This is a genomic window from Rhizobium sp. BK418 (genome assembly GCF_004341105.1).
Classification (GTDB): domain Bacteria; phylum Pseudomonadota; class Alphaproteobacteria; order Rhizobiales; family Rhizobiaceae; genus Rhizobium.
In genome coordinates this window covers 1-20209 of record NZ_SLZK01000015.1, presented here as the reverse complement: position 1 = coordinate 20209, position 20209 = coordinate 1, and the positions used below count along the sequence as shown (strand labels likewise).

Genomic DNA, 20209 nt, shown 5'->3' with positions numbered 1-20209 from the left:
TCGGCCTCCCAACCGTCGCGCTGGAGACGATCAGACTAGCTGGCAAATCCTCGTTTCGCCACCCCGGTCAGATGACCTTGAGCGTATGGGATCCGGCCGCCTGCTCACGTCCCAATCCCGCAAGGCGCTCATATTGTTCGAAAAGGACAAAGAAGTCCTTCTCCGCGAGCCCTTCTGCAAACGCAGCCTCATATTGCTGGCGGATCATCGATGCGAGATACATCGGGACATGGTCGGACTTCGCAGCGCCGAGGATGAGATCGAAGTCCTTCATCATCTGCGACACGGAGAATGCAGGATCGAAGTTGCGATTGACCAGCAGGTCGCGCTTGTAGGCAATCAGCGGCGACGCTACCGCACTTTCGCAGATGACGTTCAGCATGGTCTCGACAGACAGATTGCCCTTCAATCCAAGCGTCAGGGCTTCTCCGAGGAGCGCGGCAGTTGCGCCCACAAGCGCATTCAGCACGAGTTTCAGATAGCGGGCCTCTTCCCCCTTGCCAAGATAAAACTGCTTTGCCGAGAAACTTGCCAGGACCGGTTCGATCTTCCGATAGTCGGCTTCCGGGCCAGAGACCATCACCGACAGCATGCCCAAGGATGCGGTCGCGGTGCTCCCTGAGACCGGCGCGCGCAAATAGGCGACCTGCTTGCGCTCGAGAGCGTCGGCGACCTCGGCCGAAAGCTCCGGAGAAACGGTGCTCATCTCCACCAGTATCTGGCCGGGCTCTAGCAGGTCGACGAGCGCCGACGGCCCCAGCGTCAACTGGCGCAGGATGGCGTCGTTGGGAATCGTGAGCATCACCACGTCGGACGCTTCGACAAGATCTTCGAGGCTGTGGGCGACGTTTGCGCCCTGGGCAACGACAGATGCGCGGTTTTCCGGCAATGGCTCGTAGACGGACAGCGGGTATCCGTTTTCAAGCACGCGTCTGCTCATTGGGGCTCCCATCTTCCCGATGCCAGCCCATCCCACCCTCAACGTGTCGCTCATGCAAAACCTTCCTTCCCCGGGAGCGATCGCTACCCGGACGCTTCGACGCGGCCGTTTATCGAAGGAGCCTGATAAGGGCATAGCGGCTGTCGATCAGCGCCGCATGCACTCTCCTCCCACGAGAATACTAGCGCCTGCCCGAGATGGTTTGCTGCATTGAAAATATCCGTTTCGGATAATTAAGGATTTGTCGAAGCGGCCGTTGATCCGTAGCTTTCATCCTGGATCGAACGGTTGTTCCTTTGGGAGGAATTCTAGCCGTCAGTAAAGTCATAGTGACGCGGGAGCCGCTGCTGCCGCGAACGGCGATTTGGTGTCAACGATCCCTTGTCAGCATGCGGAGGAGCGTTTGAGATGAGATCGACAATATTCGCGGCCTGGATGTCCCACAATGAAGGCCGGCTTATCTCGCACCCCATCCGCATCATCCCGTCGCGCAGGCCGCGCTGACCGCTCGCCGGGCAGCGTCGAGAAGACAATTTGGAGGATTTCATCATGAGTGGACAGGTTGCCGGCAAAGTGGTGATCATCACAGGTGCCGGACGTGGAATCGGCGCCGCTATCGCCTGGGACCTCGCGGAAAAGGGGGCGCGCGTCGTCATTGCCGACCTGGACGAAGCGACGGCGAAGAAGACGGCCTCGCAGATTTCGTCGAACGGCGGCAGCGCGATTTCCGTGCGAGTCGATGTGTCAAGCCGCAAGGACGTGCAAGCTCTGATCGGTCAAACCGTATCGCACTTCGGCCGCCTCGACGTCATGTTCAACAACGCCGGCATCAGTCAGACCTGCCCCTTTCTGGAGGTCACCGAGGAGGATTTCGATCGCATCATGACGATCAACGGCCGCGGTGTGCTGATCGGCACTCAGGAAGCCGCCAAGCAGATGATTGCTCAGGGCGGGGGCGGCAAGATCATCAATACGGCGTCCATCGCGGGTAAGCAGGGATACCCTCTTTTTGCTCATTATTGCGCATCGAAATTCGCCGTCGTCGCGATTACCCAGGCGGCTGCACGCGCGCTCGCCGAACACCGGATCAGCGTCAACTGCTTCGGACCCGGCGTCGTCAAGACCGAACTCTGGGAACAGCTCGACCGCGAGTTCATCCTGCATGGTCTGACGGAAGAGCCGCAGCAGGCAATCAACGATTTCTCGCAGTCGATCCTGCTCGGGCGGGTCTCCGTCCCGAAGGACATCGTCGGCGTTACCACGTTCCTGGCCTCCGATGCTTCGGACTACGTCACCGGTCAGACCGTCATGGTCGATGGTGGCATGGTCCTGATCTAGCGGCAGAGCCCACGCAACTCGAAAATCACGGAAGGCATAGTAATGAAGGCTGTCAGATATTACTCGAAGAAAGATATCCGTGTCGAAGACGTGCCTGCACCGAGTGGTCCGCTGGGCGACGACATGGTGCTGATCGAGCCGCTGGTTTGCGGCATTTGCGGCACGGATATCCATGAGTATATTGCCGGGCCGATCGTAACGCCCGCAACGCCGAACTCCTATTCGGGTGCCACGCTGCCGCAAATTTTAGGCCACGAATTCTCCGCCAGGGTGCTGGAGGTCGGCAAGAACATCACGCATGTCGCCCCCGGCTCGCGCGTTTCCGTCCAGCCGCTGATCTCGCCGCGCGATGATTATTATGGCCGCCGCGGTCTCTTCCATCTCAGCGAGAACATGGCGGTGGTCGGCCTCTCTTGGGATTGGGGCGGCATGGGCGAGCGGGCTGTCGTTAACGGCTACAATGCCATCCCTGTCCCCGACACGGTGTCCGACGTCCAGGCGGCCATGATCGAGCCGGCGGCGGTCGCCGTCTACGGCGTCGATCGCGGCGGCGTCACCAGCGGCAGCTGCGTCCTCGTCTCGGGCGTCGGTCCGATCGGCGCCCTCGTCCTACTCGCGGCCAAGGCGGCCGGAGCCACGAAAATCTTCGTTTCCGAGCTCAATCCGAACCGACGCGCGCTTGCGAAGGAACTGGTGCCTGACGCCATCGTTTTCGATCCGCGTGAGACGGATACCGAGAAGCTGTTCCGCGACCAGACGGAAGAGGGCGTCGGCGTCGATGTCGCCCTCGAATGCGTTGGTGCGGAAGCATCGCTCAACCTCTGCGCCAAGGCGGTCCGTCGCCGCGGCACGGTTGTGCAGGTCGGCCTTCATGTGAAGCCGGCCGCGATCGATGCGATGCTCTGGGCACTGAAGGATATCACCGTGGAGGCAACGTGGTGCTACCCGGTCACCATCTGGCCACGCATCGCCTCGATGATTGGGGCAGGCATCTTCCCCGTCGAAAAGGTGGTGACTGCCGAGATCGCGCCGGAAGATGTCGTCGAAAAGGGCTTCGAAGCGCTGCTCGATCCCAAGGGCACGCATATGAAAATCCTCGTCAACATGAAGGGCAGATCATGAAGAACCCGATGGATCTCAGCGGCAAGAAGATCCTGGTCACCGGTGCTGCCGGCGGCATTGGCAGCGCGACCTGCCGTTATCTCGCGTCGCTCGGAGCGACAGTCATTACCGCCGACCGTGATGCGTCGGTGGAAAAGACGCGTGACGACATCAGGGCAGCAAACGGGCTCGCCGAAGCCGTCACCTTCGACGTCACCAGTAAAGGTTCGGTCGAGGCCGCAGCGGCGAAGGTCGGCGAGCGGTTCGGTACGCTCGATGGCATCTTCGCCAATGCCGGCATGTCCTACGAGCGCGCCGCGCTCGACCATAGCGAGGCGGACTGGCGAACGGTGATGGCCGTCAATCTCGACGGTGTGTTTTGGACGGTTCAGGCCTTTAGCCGGTCGATGGTTGCCGCAGGGCAGGGATCGGTCGTCATGACCGCCTCGATTGCCGGGGTGAAGGCGGTCCGGCCGGAGCTTCATGTCGGCTACGACGTCTCGAAGGCGGGGGTCGCGCACATGTGCCGCGTCCTCGCCGCCGAGTGGGCGACATCGGGGGTGCGCGTCAATTCAGTCGGGCCCGGCTATACCGACACCGTCATGCTTGCCGAAGTCGGCCGCGCCCAGCCCGCCGTCATGCAGAAATGGCTCGATGACACCCCCGTCAAACGCCTGATCAAACCTGAAGAAATCGCATCGAGCGTTGCCTTCCTGCTTTCGGACGCCGCGAGCGGCATCACCGGTCAGGTGCTGATGGTCGATGGTGGCTATTCCATCGCGTGAATTTGAAAGGATACCCCATGTTTTATGCTGTTCATTGTGTCGATCACGAAGGTGCCGTCGACAAGCGCCTCGCCAATTACGATGCCCACAAGGCCTATCTCTCGTCCGGCGTGACCAAGACCGTGATATCTGGCCCGCTATTAGCAGACGACAACGAGACGATGATCGGCTCGCTGTTCGTCTTCGAAGCCGAAACCAAGGATGAGATCGTCGCCTTCAACAAGGCCGATCCGTTCACCAAAGCGGGTGTCTGGAAGACGGTCAACATCCATCCCTTCAGCAAGCGGGTCGATAACCGATGACGATGATCGAGGAGAAGCCGGTCGCGACCGCATTGGTCGGCCTCGGTTGGTGGGGCCGCAAAATGGCGACCCTCGTCAATGCAGGCGGCGCACGGATGCATTTCGTGCGCGGCGTCGATCCCAATCCGGAGGCCGCCGCCTTTGCCGGCGAGATGGGGCTGCAATATTCGCGCGATATAGACGAAGCCTTGAGCGATCCAACAATCGAAGCAGTGGTGCTCGCGACACCGCATTCGCTGCATCAGGAGCAGATCGCGCGCGTCGTCGCTGCCGGTAAGCACGTCTTCTGCGAAAAGCCTCTCGATCTGACCCGCGCCGGTGCCGAAGCCTCGGTTGCCCTTTGCCGCGAAGCCGGACTTGTATTGGGCATGGGACACGAGCGCCGTTTCGAGCCGCCGATCGCTGCAATCCTTGATGCAGCCCACTCGGGAAAGCTCGGCCGGCTGCTGCAGATCGAAGCCAATTTCAGCCACGACAAGTTTCTCGGCCTTGATCCGTCCAACTGGCGGCTGAAGGCCGATCAGGCACCGGCCGGCGGTATGACGGCGACCGGTATCCACCTGACCGACCTTGCGGTCAAGCTGATGGGACGCGCTGCCGATGTCCGCGTCGTCTGCGAAAACCTCGCCTCGAACATTCCGCAGGGCGATACGATGAGCGCTCATATTCGCTTTTTCGGCGGCGGGACGGCCTATGTGTCGGCAACCCTTGCCACGCCTTTCGTCTCCCGCTTCGCAATTTTCGGCACGGATGGCTGGATCGAAGTGCGCGACAAGGCGCACGTGGAAGCACCCGACGGCTGGATCGTGACCGAAGGCTGGAAGGGCAAGCCGATTGCCGTGCGCGAAGTGCCGCCGGCCGAGCCAGTCCGCGACAATCTGAGAGCCTTTGCGCGCGCCGTTCGCGGTGAGGCGGAATATCCGATCACCGGCGAGGACATGATCAATAACATCGCACTGCTAGAAGCCATCGTCCGTTCCTCAAAGAGCGGCGCGCTGGTCGAAGTCTGAGGAGGAAGACGTGAAAGCCTTGGTTTTCGAAGCGCCGGAAAAGCCCGTCATCGTCGATGTCGGCATGCCGGACATGTCGCCGGACGAGGTCCTGGTTCGCACCAGTGCAGTCGGCATTTGTCATTCCGACTACGAACTGCTTGCGGGCCGCTACATCATCCCGATTTCGTATCCCGTCACACCCGGACACGAATGGAGCGGGGAGATCGTCGAGGTCGGCCGCAATGTCACCGGCTTCAAGAAGGGCGATCGCGTTGTCGGCGAATGCGTGGTGCGCACGCCGGAGCGGCTGCATCATTTCGGCTTTTCGATGAGCGGCGCGGATCGCGAATTCTTTGCCGTTAATCCGGAATGGCTGCACAAGCTGCCTGATGCCGTGGACGACAAGAAAGCGGCATTGATCGAGCCGTTCACCTGCGGTTTCTACGCGGTACTGCGGTCGGGTGGAACGAATGCCAGCGAGACCGTCGTGGTCTCCGGTGGCGGCACGATCGGCCTGGTATCGGCGGCAGCTGCGATCGGCATGGGTGCGCGTGTGATCGTTGTCGATCCGCTGGCATCGCGCCGCGAGGTAGCGAAGCGCCTTGGTGCGGACGTTGCGATCGATCCGTCCGATGGCGGTGCGGCCGACAAGATCGGGGAGTTGACTGGCGGCCATGGTGCCGACCTCGTCATAGAGGCGTCCGGCCATGACGCTTCTCTTGCCGCCGCATTCGGTTACGCGCGCGAGGAAGGCAGGATTTCGATGGTGGGCATCAATATCGGCCGCAAGGTACCCGTCGTCATCGGCCAGATTCAGATGAAGAACCTGACGGTTCGAGGCTGCATCGGGTCGCCCGGCGTCTGGCCGGCGGCAATTCGTTTCCTGGAGCGGACGGGCATCGACCTGTCGCCGATCCAGACGCACGATTATGCGCTGACCGATGCCGTCAATGCCTTCTCGTTCGGTCAGGATCCGACGAAGAGCATCAAGATCACCCTGCTGAACGGATAATCCATGAGCAAGCATGCATTGATCGTCGGGGCGACCGGCATTACCGGAAGCAACCTCGCCGAAAACCTTCTGGCGGACGGTGGCTGGACTGTCTCGGGTCTGTCCCGGTCGCAGAGCCCGGTTGCCGGTGTGACGACACTGAGCTGCGATCTGGTCGATGCGGGTTCGGTTGCAGCCGCGTTGGCGGACGCAAGGCCGAGCCATGTTTTCATCTCCGCATGGTCGCGGCAGGAGACAGAGACGAAGAACTGCGAGGTCAACGGCGCGATCGTGCGAAACGTACTGAACGCGCTGCAGGGCAAGGGCGTCCGGCACGTCGCTCTGACGACCGGGACGAAGCACTATCTCGGCCCGTTCGAATCCTACGCGAAAACACAGCCCGAGACTCCTTTCCGTGAGGAGCAGGAGCGTCTTCCGGGGGAGAACTTCTACTATGTGCAGGAGGACGAGGTATTTGCGGCGGCTGCGCGAGATGGCTTCACCTGGTCCATTCATCGTCCTCACACCCTGATCGGCTACGCCGTCGGAAATGCCATGAACATGGCCGCAACGCTTGCCGTCTATGCGTCGATCTGCCGGGAGACCGGCCAGCCCTTCGTCTTCCCAGGTTCGCCGGAGCAATGGCAGGCGGCCACCGATGTTACCGATGCAAGGCTGCTTGCCAAACATCTCAAGTGGGCATCGACGACGAAGGCCGCCGCCAACCTTGCCTTCAACGTCGTCAACGGCGAAGTCTTTCGGTGGAAGTGGCTGTGGCCGCGCATCGCCGGCTATTTCGGTCTCGAGGCCGCTCCCTATTCGGGCGTGCCGACGCCGCTCGAGGCGCAGATGGCAGGTGCGGAGACGGTCTGGAATGGCATGGTCAAGAAGTTCGATCTGCGGCCAACAGCGCTCAATCGCGTCGCATCCTTCTGGCATTCCGACGCCGATCTTGGCCGACAGATTGAGACCTTCAACGACATGGGCCGCAGCCGCAAGCTCGGCTTCCTGGACTACCAGGATACGACAGCATCGTTCACAGACGCGTTCGACCGGCTCCGCGCCGATCGCATCATACCTTGAGGCATCAGGAGTGCTGCACATGTCCGATCAAACGAGAGGCGCCACGCCGTCGAGCGGATTTTTCACCGAGGAGAATTCGGTTGCGACCGTCAATGCACGTATGGGCAAGGATGTCGATCCGCGGCTTGCGGAAGTCATGGCCTGTCTCGTCAAGCATCTCCATAATTTCGCGCGCGAGGTCAGCCTTACCCAGGAGGAATGGGATCTCGGCATCGATTTCCTAACGCAGACCGGGCAGATCTGCACGCAGGAGCGTCAGGAATTTATCCTGCTGTCCGATACACTTGGCCTGTCGATGCTCGTCGATGCAATTAACAATCGCCGCCCCGCCGGGGCCACCGAAAATACCGTCTTCGGCCCCTTCCATGTCGAGGGCTGCCCCATCCGGCAGATGGGCGATCAGATTTGTCTGGATGGCAAGGGTGAAAGCTGCCTCTTCATTGGCCGTGTGCTCGACCTCGACGGCAATCCGGTTGAAGGCGCAAGGATCGACGTCTGGTCCGACAATGCGGAAGGCTATTACGACGTTCAGCAGCCCGATCTGCAGCCTAAATGGAACAATCGCGGCGTATTCATCACCGGTGCCGATGGCCGCTACAGCTTTGTCGGGATCAAGCCCGTTTCCTATCCGATTCCGGACGACGGCCCGGTCGGAAAGATGCTCGCAAGCCTCGGCCGCCATCCGTATCGTCCGGCACACATGCACTACATGGTTCGTGCCGAAGGCTTCCAAAAGCTGGTGACGCACACGTTCGTCGGCGGCGACAGCTATCTGAATTCGGATACGGTCTTCGGCGTCAAGAAGACCCTTGTCGCACCCTTCGTTCGGGTCGAGGGCGGCAGTACTCTGTGGCGCTCGGACTATGACTTCGTTCTCGCACGTCCCGATCAGACGAGATAGGAGCGCAAAATTGGAAGATTTCGTCTACAACGGAAATCCCGCCCGCGTTGTCTTCGGGAGCGGTACGGTCTCCCGGCTGCCGGAAGAGGCTGACCGGCTGAATGTGAAGCGGCTCGTCCTGCTTTCCACGCCGGAACAGGTTCAGCAGGCAACCGACATCGCTTCCCACCTCGGACCGCGTGTCGTGGCGACCTATTCGAAGGCGCAGATGCATACGCCTGTGGAAGTGACTGCCGATGCCATGCAGTTCATCAGCGATCATTCGGCTGACGCCGTTCTTTCGATTGGCGGCGGGTCCACGACCGGTCTCGGAAAGGCGATCGCCTTCCGCACGGATCTGCCTCAAATCGTCGTGCCGACGACATATGCTGGGTCTGAAGCCACACCCATTCTCGGCGAGACAGAGGGGGGGCGCAAGGTCACGACGTCGGATCCCCGTATTCTTCCCGAGGTTATCGTCTATGATGTAGATCTGACGTTGACGTTGCCTGTGGCACTGTCCGTGACCAGTGGCGTGAATGCCGTCGCGCATGCCGTCGAAGCGCTCTATGCCCGCGAAGCGAACCCGATCATTTCACTGATGGCAGAACAGGGCATATCGGCAATCGTCCGTGCCTTGCCGTCGATCCATGCCAATCCCGCAGACAAGAATGCACGCGCAGGAGCGCTCTACGGGGCCTGGTTGTGCGGCGTCTGCCTGGGCTCCGTCGGCATGGCGCTGCATCACAAGCTCTGCCACACGCTCGGCGGCATGTTCAACCTGCCGCACGCGCAGATGCACACGGCCGTCCTTCCGCATGCCGTCGCCTATAACGCCAAGGCTGTGCCGGCGGCGATGGCGCGCCTGCGCCGTGCGATGGGTGTCGATGATGGCGCGACCGGTCTTTTCGATCTTGCGAGGAGACTCGGCGCGACGATGTCGTTGAAGGACCTCGGCATGCCCGACGGCAGTATCGAAAGTGCCCTGGAGCAGGCGCTGTCCAATGCCTATTGGAACCCGCGCGAGCTTGACAGGCCTGAGTTGCGCCAACTGCTGGAGCGCGCATTCCGGGGCGATGCGCCCAATCCGGCGTGATTTATGCCGTTCGCTGCCGGCCGCAGGGGACGGCGCCAGACATCCAAAATGGATAAATCCTCTATTTTCTTTGCTCCTAGTCCGCGTACCATCATTCCTGCGATCGTTGAAACGTCGCCGTGCGCTCGGGAGGAGCAGACGCAAGTTTGGTGGGAGCTGAACAATATGCTTGCAGTTCGTGTCGCTTTATCCAATCCCGACAAGTCGGATGCGCGCGAACGTCATCTGGATGATCACAAACGTCATCTTCGTTCCGGATCCATCAAGATCATCCAGTCCGGACCGATCCTTGATGCGGCCGGTATGAGCAGTGGTGGTGTCGTCGTGGCCGAAGTCGGCTCGCTCGACGATATGATCCGCTTCAGCTCGGAAGATCCGTTCGTGTGCCATGAAATCTATTCAACAGTCAGCATTTTCGAATGGCGGCCAACGATCGGCAGCCATTCTTGAAGCATTTGAGAATGCTTCAAGCCGGCAAGAAGTGAGGAGGAGGGAAAATGAGAGCGGCAGGTTTGATAAATTGGGATAAGGTTCGCGACTGGCTCGCGCAGGCAGGATGCGCCGTCAGCGGGCATTATGCTGACTACGAGCCGTTGCGAATCGATCGTGCCGCAGCCCATCCTCTCCATCAGACGCCGAAGGTGGTGGACAACCATCCCTCGATTGTCTGGACACTGGACGGACGCGAAATCTAACGCAAGCCGACATCTTTCTAAGCATTCGCTCTACGGCGCGTCGCGTCCGTGGACAGGGTGCTGCTGACTGTGACCATGATCGGAAAGACGTGTTTCGATGACTGATTTGACCTCCATCGCTTCGAACGGACCCGCGCGCAAGGCGCTGTTGCATCTGCCGCTCGCGCGCAGCTTTCTGACGGTCCTCTTTTCAACCCTGCTGCTGCTGCTGACTTGCGTTCTGTTCGCACCCTCTAGTCTATCTTCCGGCGCTCTGTCGGGAAGCCTGCCCTTTGCAGCGATCATCGCGGTCGTCGGCCTCGGACAGTTGCTTGTCGTGCAGCAGGGTGGTTTTGACCTTTCCCTCCCAGGGGCCGTGTCGCTTGCTGTGGTAATGGCGACCCACTATCCGCAGCAAGACGACGCGCTGCTTTACCAGGCCGTGCTGATCTCTCTGTTCATTGCGCTCGTCGTCGGCCTGCTGAATGGCATTCTCGTCAGCCTTTTCCGGCTGAATGCCATCATCGCCACGATCGGAACCAACGCCCTGCTTTACGGTGTCGTGTTTGCCGTGTCCGGTGGCGTTCCGTCCATTACGACGAACCTGCTGGCGACGATCGCCGGAGGCCAGACCCTTGGGGTCCCGAATTCCGTCGCCTTCGCGCTCGCTGCCACGGGGGTCGTCTCGTTCACGCTCAAGAAGACGGTCGCCGGCCGCAGGTTCGAGGCGATCGGTGCCAATCCGCTGGCATGCCAGGCGGCCGGCCTTCGGGTGCGCACTCACCAGATGATGGCCTACGTATGGGCCCAAGTGCTCTACTGTCTGGCCGGCACGCTGATCGCCGGCATCACGCGAGAGCCGACGGCCTTTCAAGGCGACAGCCTGCTGTTGCCATCCGTCGCCGTTGTCGTCCTCGGCGGCACGTCGCTGCTCGGCGGCAGGGGCTTTCCGATCTCGACCGTCATAGCGGCGTTTTTCCTGAACCAACTGAGCCAATTCGCACTCACAGTCGGTGTGCCGTTTTCGGCTCAAACCATCATCCAGGCGCTCTCGCTGGGTTTTGGCATCGGCATTTACTCGTTCCATTGGACGTTGAACGCAAGACCATCGACTGGGGCAAAAAAAGTGGAGGAGAAACAATGAAATACCATTCTACAGCCAAGCAACTGGCACTGGCCGCTGCTTTCGGCGTGACGGCTTTCGCCAGCGCGGATGTCGCCTGGGCGGAAACACCATCCTGGTGCGGGCCCAAGAAGGCGACGCTGGCACTGCTTGACGGCTACGGCGGCAACAGCTGGCGTCAGGTGACAACCGCTTCCGGCAAACAGACCGTCGAGCTGTGCCCGAGCATTACCAAATACGAATACGCCGACGGGCAGGGGGACACGCAGAAATCGATCTCGGATATCAAGAGCATGGCGGCGAAAGGCGTCGATGCGCTGGTCGTTTTCGGCGATGCCGGACCAGCGGTCCTGCCGGCGCTGACCAGCGTCTACAAATCGGGCAAGGTTGTGGTTCCCTATCGTGTCGCCGTCGGCGGCAAGGACGGGCAGAACTATTCCAAGTTCGTCGGAGCCTCGTTCGAGAACGATGGCGAGACCTGGGGCAAGTGGATCAAGTCGATCCTGCCGAAGGGTGGAAACCTGCTGTTCCTCAGCGGACCTGCTGGCAACAGCCAGGGACTCGATGAGCTGAAGGGCCTCAAGAAGGTGCTGGGTGACGAGTATGTCTTCGTCAATCAGGCTCCCTTCGCCGTCACCAACTGGGATCCGGCCCTGACGCAGAAGGTGCTGACCGCCGAAATCGCCAAGAACCCGAAGATCGACGTGATTATCTCCGACTTCGGTCCGTCGATGGTCGGCGCGCTGCCGCTGTTCACGAAGCAGGGGAAATCAATCCCGGCGCTCGCGACCTCCGACGGCAATTCGCTTGGCTGCTTCTACGAGGCCAACAAGGCCAGCAACCCTGATTTCAAGCTGTTCACCGTCGCGACCGGCAACGACAACGTTCGCCTCGCCGTTCAGTGGGCCGTCGCATTGGCAACCGACGGCAAGCCGCCGGCGGATGCAACATTCAAGGCGCCGGCGTTCGAAGATTCTGTCGCCGGCGGTGCCAGCGCTGTGAAGTGCCGCCAGGACCTGCCCGGCGCCATTTATCTTTCGTCCGAGCTGCCGCCTGAAGACCAGGCCAAGGCCGTTACGAAGTAGTCGCAATCTTTCTTCGATCTGCCCGGGCCTTGCACCCGGGCAGATGCAACCTCAGTCGGATTAAGGCCATGGCCGCTGCAGACATCCATTCAAATGCACCCTTCTTGTCGGCCGAAGACGACGTCACGATCCGCCTCGATGGTATCTCGAAGTATTTCGCCGGCGTTCCGGCGCTGCGCGACGTCAGTGTCGAATTCCGGCCTGGCGAAGTGCATGCCATTCTTGGCGAAAACGGTGCCGGCAAATCAACGCTGATGAACATCATTTCGGGTACGCTGCAGCCGAGCGAGGGTGAGATCATCTTCGACGGTGTTGCCGTCAAGCAGATGACCCCAGAGGTCGCTGCGTCGCTCGGGATCGGCATCTGTTTCCAGCATCCTGCCATTCTCGACGATCTTTCGATCGAGGAGAATCTGCTCGTGGCCCTCACCGCCTCGGACGCGTCAGGGCGGCGATCGGCCGATGCCCTGCAGCAGATGCTTCAAACGGTCGGTCTTAATCTTCCGTTGCGTATGCGTGCAGGAGAAATGACGGTTGCGGAGAAACATCTGCTGGAGATCGGCAAGGCATTTGCCATCAAGCCCCGGTTGCTGATCCTGGACGAGCCGACGGCCTCACTCGACCAAGAGGCCAGCGAACTGCTGTTCAACCTTGTGCGCCAGGCAGCGGCAGAGGGAACGGCCGTCGTCTACATCACCCACCGCCTTGCCGAACTAAGGCAGATTGCACAGCGGGTGACCGTGCTGCGTGACGGAAAAATTCGCGGCAGTGCGCTTGTGAAGGAGATCGGCGACTCCGAACTTGTCGGCATGATCGTCGGGCGCACGCTTGCGGCGGCCTTTCCCCCAAAGGCGCAGGGCAAGAGCGGGGAGATTGCTCTTTCGGTCACCGGTCTCAGCTGTGAAGGCGTCGATGGTGTCTCGTTCCAGCTGCCACGCGGGCAGATCATCGGTGTTGCAGGCGTTGCCGGCAACGGCCAGGCAGCCCTGATGCGCGCTCTGGCAGGACTGGATAGCTCGCGCGGATCGATCAACTTGCGCGGACGCAACCTCGGCCACGCGCAGCTTCTCGAGGAGGCTGCCTTCATGCCATCGGACAGACTTCGAGAAGGCGTAGCGAAAGGGCTTACCGTCCGGGAGAACGCAACCTTTTCGACGCTGGAGAAATTCGCGACCGGCGGGATCATGAGCCGGAGGCGCGAGCACGACAAGGTCAGCGCGATCTTCGCCGAACTCGCCGTCAAGGCGCCCAGCATGGAAGCCCCGATTCTGGCGCTGTCGGGCGGCAACCAGCAGAAGATCGTGATGTCGCGGGCAATGCTTGCGCATCCGGGCCTCGTTGTCGCCGACGAGCCGACACAAGGGGTCGATGTCGGTGCTCGGTTTGAGATCTACCGCATCCTGCGGGATCTGTGCGAGGCGGGCACACCCGTCGTCGTCAATTCCTCCGATGCCGTGGAGCTCGAAGGGCTCTGCGACAAGGTCATCGTCATGTCGCGCGGCCACGTCGTCGCAACCCTCGAAGGCGAGGATGTCACCGAGGAGAAGATCGTCGCCGCGGCCGTCAATGCCGAGACGCATGATGTGGAGCCCGGCGCAGCCAAGGCTTCCGGCCCTACCAAAGGGTTCAAGCATTTCCTGCAATCGGACAATGCGCCCGTCATTCCGCTGGTGGTGGTTGCGATCGTCCTCGGGCTCTATGTCAACGGGCAGAACGAAAACTTCCTGTCGGTCTACAACATCTACAACATTTTGCTGCTGGCAACGGCGCTCGGGTTCGTCGCCCTTGGACAGACGATCGCCCTGCTGATGGGCGGTATCGATCTTTCGGTTGGGCCGCTGGCAGGCTTCCTGGTGGTTGTCGCATCGTTCTTTTTGACCGACGACATGTCGTCTTCCATGATGGTTCTCGGGTTCTTCCTGATGCTGGCCGGGGCGGTGGCGGTGGGCAGTATCAACGGGCTGCTGATACGCTTTGCGAATTTCACGCCGATCGCGGCGACGCTCGCCATGTATATCGCCATACAGGGCTTCAGTTTTCTGCTGCGTGAAAATCCGGACGGATACATCAGCTATGCGATTACAGACTGGATCAATTGGCAATGGGGTCCGTTCCCAGTCGCATTCCTTCTGCTTTTGGTGATGACGCTTGCGGGCGAGTATCTTCTGCGCAGATCAAGATCGGGGTGGCGCCTGCGCGCCGTCGGATCGAACGAGGATTCGGCCCGCCGCATGGGCATTCGCGTCGATCTGACATTTATTTCCGGGTACGTGGCATGCTCTGTATTGACCTGCTTCGGTGCGGTCATGCTGATGGCCCAGATCGGCGTGGGTGATCCCCGTCAGGGCATCAATTACACCCTTTCCAGCATCACCGCGGTGGTCCTCGGCGGAACCAGCCTGGCGGGCGGGCGCGGGACGTTCATCGGAACCGTTCTCGGCGCCATTCTGCTGACCGAAGTTCTGAGTGCCGTGACCTTCCTGAGCCTGTCACAAACCTACCAGTATTTCTTTCAGGGTATCCTGATCGTTATTGCAGCACTCATTTACGCGGCGGTTCGGGGCCGCCGTGCTGCCCGCCATTGAAAGATGAAAATGCCTATCCCGGCTCCCGCTCCCATTACATTCGGGATCATCCGTTGATTGCGGTAGGTGTGGGGCCGATTTTCTGAGGAAGGAAGAAAGAACATGACGAATACTGTCCACGGCATGCACCATATCGGTCTGACCGTCCCTGATATCGAAGAGGGGATTGCCTTCTTCAAGGCCGTTTTCGGTGCAGTCGAGGTTTTCCGGACAGGGCCCTTCAATGTCGACCCGGACTTCATGACGAAGAAGATCGGCGCTGCCCCGCAGTCGAGGATACGCGATCTCGTCTTTCTCCGCTGCGGCGAGGGGACGAGCGTCGAACTGTTCGAATATAGCGGCGAGGAAATGTCTCCGCCGAAGCGTCCGTCGGAAGTCGGCGGCACGCATATCTGCTTCGAAGTCGAGGATGTCCATGCGTCGGTGGAGCGGCTTAAGGCTCAGGGCATCGATCTCCTCGATGGTCCAAACCTGATCACGGAGGGGCCGCTTGCCGGTTTTGACTGGATCTACCTGCGTGCCCCATGGGGACTTCTGCTCGAGGTCGCGAGCTTCGACAAGCTGGGCTACGAGGACGGGTCGCAGACGAAACTGTGGCGGGCAAAAACTGCTTGAGCGCGGGGCGCCGGCCCGACACGCTACCGGCCGACCCGGAAGGCGCCTCTGGCCTGTCTTCCATCTCATCCGATGGTCGTTTCGCAAACCCGATTCTATCGGCCGATCGGGCATGAAATGGCAAGGCGGTGATAGCTCGACTGCGGCAGAAAGACGGTGTCGACGCCGTCTTTCTGTCGCATTCCAGCCGTTCAGCGCCGCGTATTAATCTCGTAAATCCAATCGCTTACGTTTGTCCGATGTGGATAATTCTGTTGTTTTCGAGTGGCTGACATCCACTACACTGATCGTCGTCAACAGCCCTGGAGGGGGCTATCGAGGAGGATCTGAATTTGCGTGACATCGGAAATATTGAAATCAACCGCCGCAAGCTGCTGCAGCTCGCGGGTGCGGCCACTGCCGTGTCCCTTGCCAGTCCACTGGTGCTTCGCAAGACCGCTCGCGCGTCCGATCAGCAGATCACGGTTCTCAATACGTTCCCAACGCTCGCCAACGAATACTGGCAGGGATGGGATGCCGGAGCCAAGCGCGCCGCCGAGCAGCTCGGCATCAAATACATGTCGCAGACGTTCGACGATTCCGTCGACAAGCAGATCGCCCAAATCGAGCAGGCGCCGTCTCTTGGCGTGAATGCCGTCGTCACCTTCGCCCAAAATGCCGAGGTCATAAAGGCGCTTTGTGCTACGGCATCTCAGGTCGGCGTGAAAATCGCCAATGCGCACTCTACGGCAGCCTGGCTTGCGCCGACGGATCCGACCTTCAAAAACGCCTACATGCTCTACAGCCAGCCGGATAATATCCGTGGCATTGCGGCGATGGCGCAGGCGCTGTTCGACAAGGTCGGCAACAAGGGCAAGGTGCTCTACGCTGCTGGTATGCCCGGCAACTTTTCGGCCGATACGCGTGCGGCGGGCGTCAAGCTCGCCCTGAAGAACAACCCCGATATCGAGCTCGTTGCCGAACAGCCTGCCGGCGAAAATCGCGTCGCGGCGCGTCCGGTTGTCGAAAACCTTTTAACCGCCCATCCGGATGTCGCGGCAATTATTTCCTACAATGACGATACGGCGATCGCGGTCCTGGACGTTCTGCGAGAGCGCGGATTGAGCGGTCAGATCCTGACCGCGGGCAACGATGCTACACGGGAGATGCTGACGCGGATGAAGGATGATCCGAGCGCCCTCGGCACAGTTTCGATCAACGCACCATTCATGACGGGGTATTCTGTCGTCACCCTCTTCGATGCGCTCAATGGCGTGACATATGATCCACTGGAGCGGATGCGTTACTTTGATTCCCTCTTCCTCGATTCCCCGGATGCGGCCGCGAAATATTTGTCGCTGATGGACAGTAGCGGCGGTTTTGCTTTCGATTTCAAATCGATGTCGCGTCATCTGAATGGTGATAACTGGAAGATCCAGTGGGGCATGGAGGTGATCGATCCTTCGCAGTTCTGGAGCGGCATCGAATCGATGCAATCTTTGAAACCAGCGAACTGGGCGCTGCCGGAAGATGTCGCCGCCTCGTTAAAGGCGGGTAATGTCGAGAAGCTGAACAAGATGTTCAAGGACCACGCCGCAGCAGGTCCGCTCTCGGAAGTCGCTCAGAACACAAAAGCCGGCAAGACCGTTCTCGGCTTCTAACAACCGACCACAATACGATAGGGCATTCCGGCTGACAGGGCCGGAATGTCGTACGTATCATCGCCGTCAAGCGCAGGCAAAGCAGCCATGACTGTACATCTCGAGCTTCGGTCGATCACCAAGCGCTATCCTGGGGTCAATGCCCTGCAGGGCGTCAGCTTCATGGTAGAGCATGGCCGCACCGTAGGCCTCGTCGGCGAGAACGGTGCCGGCAAGAGCACACTGCTCGACATCATCAGCGGCGTTCAAAGCCCCGATGAAGGTGATCTCCTGCTGCATGACACCCCGCGGACGTTCCATGGTCCGGCGGGCGCTACCAGAGCCGGTATATTCCGTGTGCACCAGGAACAGGCGCTGATCCTCGTCTATCCGATCTATCAGAACCTTTTTCTGGGCCTGGAGAAACATTTCACCCGCAATGGCGTCATCCGCTTTTCCCGGATGCGGGCCCATGCGGGCTGGATATTCGATGAGCTTGGCATTTCACTCGACCCGCGGCTCATCACCGGCATGCTGAATTTCGGCACGCGGCAGCTGGTGGAAATCGCCCGCGTTGTCGCCCAGTCCGAGATTCTCAAGATCGAGCGCCCGCTCATCCTTCTCGACGAGCCCACAGCCGCCTTGTCGGGCCCAGAGCTTCAGCTCTTCTACCGTATCGTTTCACTTCTCAAGACACGGTTCAACGCCTCGATCATCTTCATATCTCATAGGCTCGATGAGGTGCTGCACCTCTGTGACCAGATCGTTGTGCTCAAGGATGGCCAGGTCATCGATGCCGATGTCAGCGAGCCCACTGAAAAGCGACTGCACAGCCTGATGGTCGGGCGCGAGCGCCTCACCGATTTCTATGCCACCAACAGCCAACGGACGGCCTTCGGGCCGCCGGTGCTTGAAGTGCAGGGGCTGAATGGGGACGCATTTTCGGACGTCGCGCTTTCCGTGCGCGAGGGGGAGATTGTCGGTATCGGCGGTCTTGTGCAGTCCGGCAAGACAGAGCTGGGCCGGGCGATCCTCGGGGTCGAACCGGGGCGAGGGGGCATCAAGATACTGGGCAAGGATGTTTCTGCACTTCCGACGCCGGACCGCATCGAGATGGGCATCGGCTACGTGCCGCTCCATAGGCATCGTGACGGCGTGATGCTGGGCCGTTCAATCCGGGACAATATCGTCTTGCCGTCACTGCGGCGATTTACCAGGTCCGGCTTCTTCTCTGTCTCCAAAGCCAGGGCCTTCGCGGCTGAGCACATGTCGTCACTCAAGGTCAAGGCTCCAGACAGCGATGCCCTTGTCGGTTCGCTCAGCGGCGGAAACCAACAGAAAGTGGTGCTCGCAAAATGGCTTGCGCGAAGTCCGGCGCTGATGGTCATCGACAACCCCACCCGCGGCGTCGATGCGGGCGCGAAGGAAGAGATCTACCGGCTTCTGCGCGACATTACGCATGCCGGCTGTGCGGTCCTTCTGATCTCGGATGATCTCGTCGAGTTGATCGAGCTCTCCAACACCATCTACTTCATGGCAAATGGCAAACTCTCGGAAGCTGTCGCTGCCGATCCTCATAACAAGCCGAGAGAACAAGACGTCGTTTCTATGATGTTCTGATGGGGATGCAACAAGGAAATACGATGTCTAAATTCGGTGCCGTTGGCAAATTGACGCCATTCCTGGCCGCATTTGCGCTCATCATCATCTTCTCGTTCATGCACGATGCGTTTCTGACATGGCCGAATATTTGGAACATCGTGCGGCAGTCATCGGTGCTTTTGGTTGCCGCCATGGGCATTACGTTCGTCATCCTGATCGGGTCGATTGACCTGTCCGTAGGTTCAATCATGACGTTATCGGCGATATGTGCCGTCACACTTGTCCCGACGATGGGAGAGGCAGGCATCATCGTGGGGCTCCTCGTCGGTGGCCTTTGCGGCGCAATCAACGGTACCCTGAATGCGGTCCTCAAACTTCCGAGCTTTCTCGTGACCCTCGGAACCCTGTTCATATTCCAAAGCCTCGGGCTCATCATATCAGGCGGCCGCCCGTTGCCGTGGAATACACCGGTCTCCAGCATGCTGGCCGGCGGTGTAGCTTTCGGCTCGTTTCCAAAAATTGGCCTTTGGGCAATGGGCGTGCTGATTATCTGCGCCCTAGTCGCCCGGTTTACGCGCTTTGGTCAATACATGTATGCCATCGGCGACAACGAGCGGACGACCAAGATGTCCGGGATCGATACGACGAGGATGAAGATCCTCGTCTTCATGGTGGCGGGGCTTATCTCGGGGCTTGCCGGCATCCTTCTTGGCATTCGGACCTTCTCGGCTTCCCCCGGCATGGGCGATCCGTTCCTCCTCGATACGATCGCTGCTGTCGTCCTTGGGGGAACCCTTCTGACAGGCGGCGTCGGCGGCCCGTTGCGCACCGTGCTCGGCGTCCTGACGATCGTGATCCTCGCAAACGGCATGACCCTGCTGCAAGTCGATCCCTTTTATCAGGTCGGTATTCGAGGTGCCGTGGTAATCTTGGCTGTACTTGTGACGACGCGACGCAGCAGACTGGATGCGGTTGTGAAGTAGATGCTCCAGATCGAAGAGTGCGGACAGGCCGTGTTATCAGACTGCTAGGCCTCTCTGACGGGGTGTTCGAGAGGCCTTGTTGATCAGCCGCTTAACATGATCGGCCTGCACAGTTGATTTAGCTATTGTCCCCGAAATTTTTTCTCTCGCACACACGGACCCCGTTCCAGCATTCGCGTATGCCTCAATCCCTTTCGTGGGATCAGCGATTTGTTGATCGAGGGTCGTGGGTTCTGGTCCTTTTAAGAGCGATCAAGCCTCTAATCGGACTCGGCTGATTTCATAATGCCGTAAGGATCGGCGCCGATCGCTCTACTAACCTTCACGAACTCTGCTGGATCAAGCCGCCGTTCGCCAAGCTCAAATTTCGAAACGAAAGTTTGCCGCTGGCCGATCCGCTGGCCTAGCTCGGCTT

Annotated in this window: 19 protein-coding genes; 18 read left to right on the top strand and 1 reads right to left on the bottom strand. The window is 60.0% G+C overall.

Annotated features, from left to right (window positions below; all coding sequences use genetic code 11):
* Positions 1-67: 67 nt before the first annotated feature.
* A complete protein-coding gene (locus EV281_RS30570; RefSeq protein WP_281027940.1) occupies positions 68-994 on the bottom strand; it encodes an NAD(P)-dependent oxidoreductase in 927 nt (308 codons plus the stop codon).
* A 495-nt stretch (positions 995-1489) separates the two neighbouring features.
* Here EV281_RS30570 and EV281_RS30565 point away from each other — a divergent pair, with 495 nt between their 5' ends.
* The 18 genes from EV281_RS30565 to EV281_RS30480 all read left to right on the top strand — a co-directional run bounded on the left by EV281_RS30565 (position 1490) and on the right by EV281_RS30480 (position 19794).
* Positions 1490-2278, top strand: coding sequence for a glucose 1-dehydrogenase (locus EV281_RS30565; RefSeq protein WP_132658589.1), 789 nt, complete (start codon positions 1490-1492; stop codon positions 2276-2278).
* A 42-nt stretch (positions 2279-2320) separates the two neighbouring features.
* Positions 2321-3400: a zinc-binding dehydrogenase gene (locus EV281_RS30560; RefSeq protein ID WP_132658588.1), complete on the top strand. Its 1080-nt coding sequence runs from the start codon at positions 2321-2323 to the stop codon at positions 3398-3400.
* Complete coding sequence (locus EV281_RS30555) at positions 3397-4164, top strand: SDR family NAD(P)-dependent oxidoreductase (protein WP_132658587.1); 768 nt, start codon at positions 3397-3399, stop codon at positions 4162-4164. Before EV281_RS30560 ends, EV281_RS30555 begins: the two co-directional genes overlap by 4 nt.
* 17 nt (positions 4165-4181) lie before the next feature.
* The gene (locus tag EV281_RS30550; protein WP_132658586.1) at positions 4182-4466 is read left to right on the top strand and encodes a YciI family protein; all 285 of its coding nucleotides are present in this window, start codon (positions 4182-4184) and stop codon (positions 4464-4466) included.
* A complete protein-coding gene (locus tag EV281_RS30545) occupies positions 4463-5476 on the top strand; it encodes a Gfo/Idh/MocA family oxidoreductase (protein ID WP_132658585.1) in 1014 nt (337 codons plus the stop codon). Before EV281_RS30550 ends, EV281_RS30545 begins: the two co-directional genes overlap by 4 nt.
* Before the next feature lie 10 nt (positions 5477-5486).
* Positions 5487-6470: a zinc-binding dehydrogenase gene (locus EV281_RS30540; protein WP_132658584.1), complete on the top strand. Its 984-nt coding sequence runs from the start codon at positions 5487-5489 to the stop codon at positions 6468-6470.
* Between the two features lie 3 nt (positions 6471-6473).
* A complete protein-coding gene (locus EV281_RS30535) occupies positions 6474-7532 on the top strand; it encodes an SDR family oxidoreductase (RefSeq protein ID WP_132658583.1) in 1059 nt (352 codons plus the stop codon).
* A gap of 19 nt (positions 7533-7551) precedes the next feature.
* On the top strand, positions 7552-8433 hold the full coding sequence (locus EV281_RS30530) for an intradiol ring-cleavage dioxygenase (RefSeq protein WP_132658582.1): 882 nt from the start codon (positions 7552-7554) through the stop codon (positions 8431-8433).
* Positions 8434-8443: 10 nt separating this feature from the next.
* Positions 8444-9508, top strand: coding sequence for a maleylacetate reductase (locus EV281_RS30525; protein WP_245508416.1), 1065 nt, complete (start codon positions 8444-8446; stop codon positions 9506-9508).
* A gap of 48 nt (positions 9509-9556) precedes the next feature.
* Entirely contained in the window at positions 9557-9958 is a 402-nt protein-coding gene (locus EV281_RS30520; RefSeq protein ID WP_165912016.1) for a YciI family protein, read from the top strand.
* 47 nt (positions 9959-10005) lie between these two features.
* Positions 10006-10203, top strand: coding sequence for a hypothetical protein (locus EV281_RS30515; protein ID WP_132658579.1), 198 nt, complete (start codon positions 10006-10008; stop codon positions 10201-10203).
* 97 nt (positions 10204-10300) lie between these two features.
* Positions 10301-11326, top strand: coding sequence for an ABC transporter permease (locus tag EV281_RS30510; RefSeq protein WP_207896918.1), 1026 nt, complete (start codon positions 10301-10303; stop codon positions 11324-11326).
* On the top strand, positions 11323-12390 hold the full coding sequence (locus tag EV281_RS30505; protein WP_132658578.1) for a substrate-binding domain-containing protein: 1068 nt from the start codon (positions 11323-11325) through the stop codon (positions 12388-12390). The genes EV281_RS30510 and EV281_RS30505 overlap by 4 nt, the downstream gene beginning before the upstream one ends.
* Positions 12391-12458: 68 nt before the next feature.
* Positions 12459-14975 (top strand): ATP-binding cassette domain-containing protein, encoded by a 2517-nt coding sequence (locus EV281_RS30500; protein WP_132658577.1) that lies wholly within the window; start codon positions 12459-12461, stop codon positions 14973-14975.
* 102 nt (positions 14976-15077) lie between these two features.
* Entirely contained in the window at positions 15078-15590 is a 513-nt protein-coding gene (locus EV281_RS30495) for a VOC family protein (RefSeq protein ID WP_132658576.1), read from the top strand.
* 332 nt (positions 15591-15922) lie between these two features.
* Positions 15923-17230: a sugar ABC transporter substrate-binding protein gene (locus EV281_RS30490; RefSeq protein ID WP_165912015.1), complete on the top strand. Its 1308-nt coding sequence runs from the start codon at positions 15923-15925 to the stop codon at positions 17228-17230.
* An 87-nt stretch (positions 17231-17317) separates the two neighbouring features.
* Complete coding sequence (locus tag EV281_RS30485) at positions 17318-18829, top strand: sugar ABC transporter ATP-binding protein (protein WP_165912014.1); 1512 nt, start codon at positions 17318-17320, stop codon at positions 18827-18829.
* Positions 18830-18852: 23 nt separating this feature from the next.
* A complete protein-coding gene (locus tag EV281_RS30480) occupies positions 18853-19794 on the top strand; it encodes an ABC transporter permease (RefSeq protein WP_165912013.1) in 942 nt (313 codons plus the stop codon).
* Positions 19795-20209: the final 415 nt, after the last annotated feature.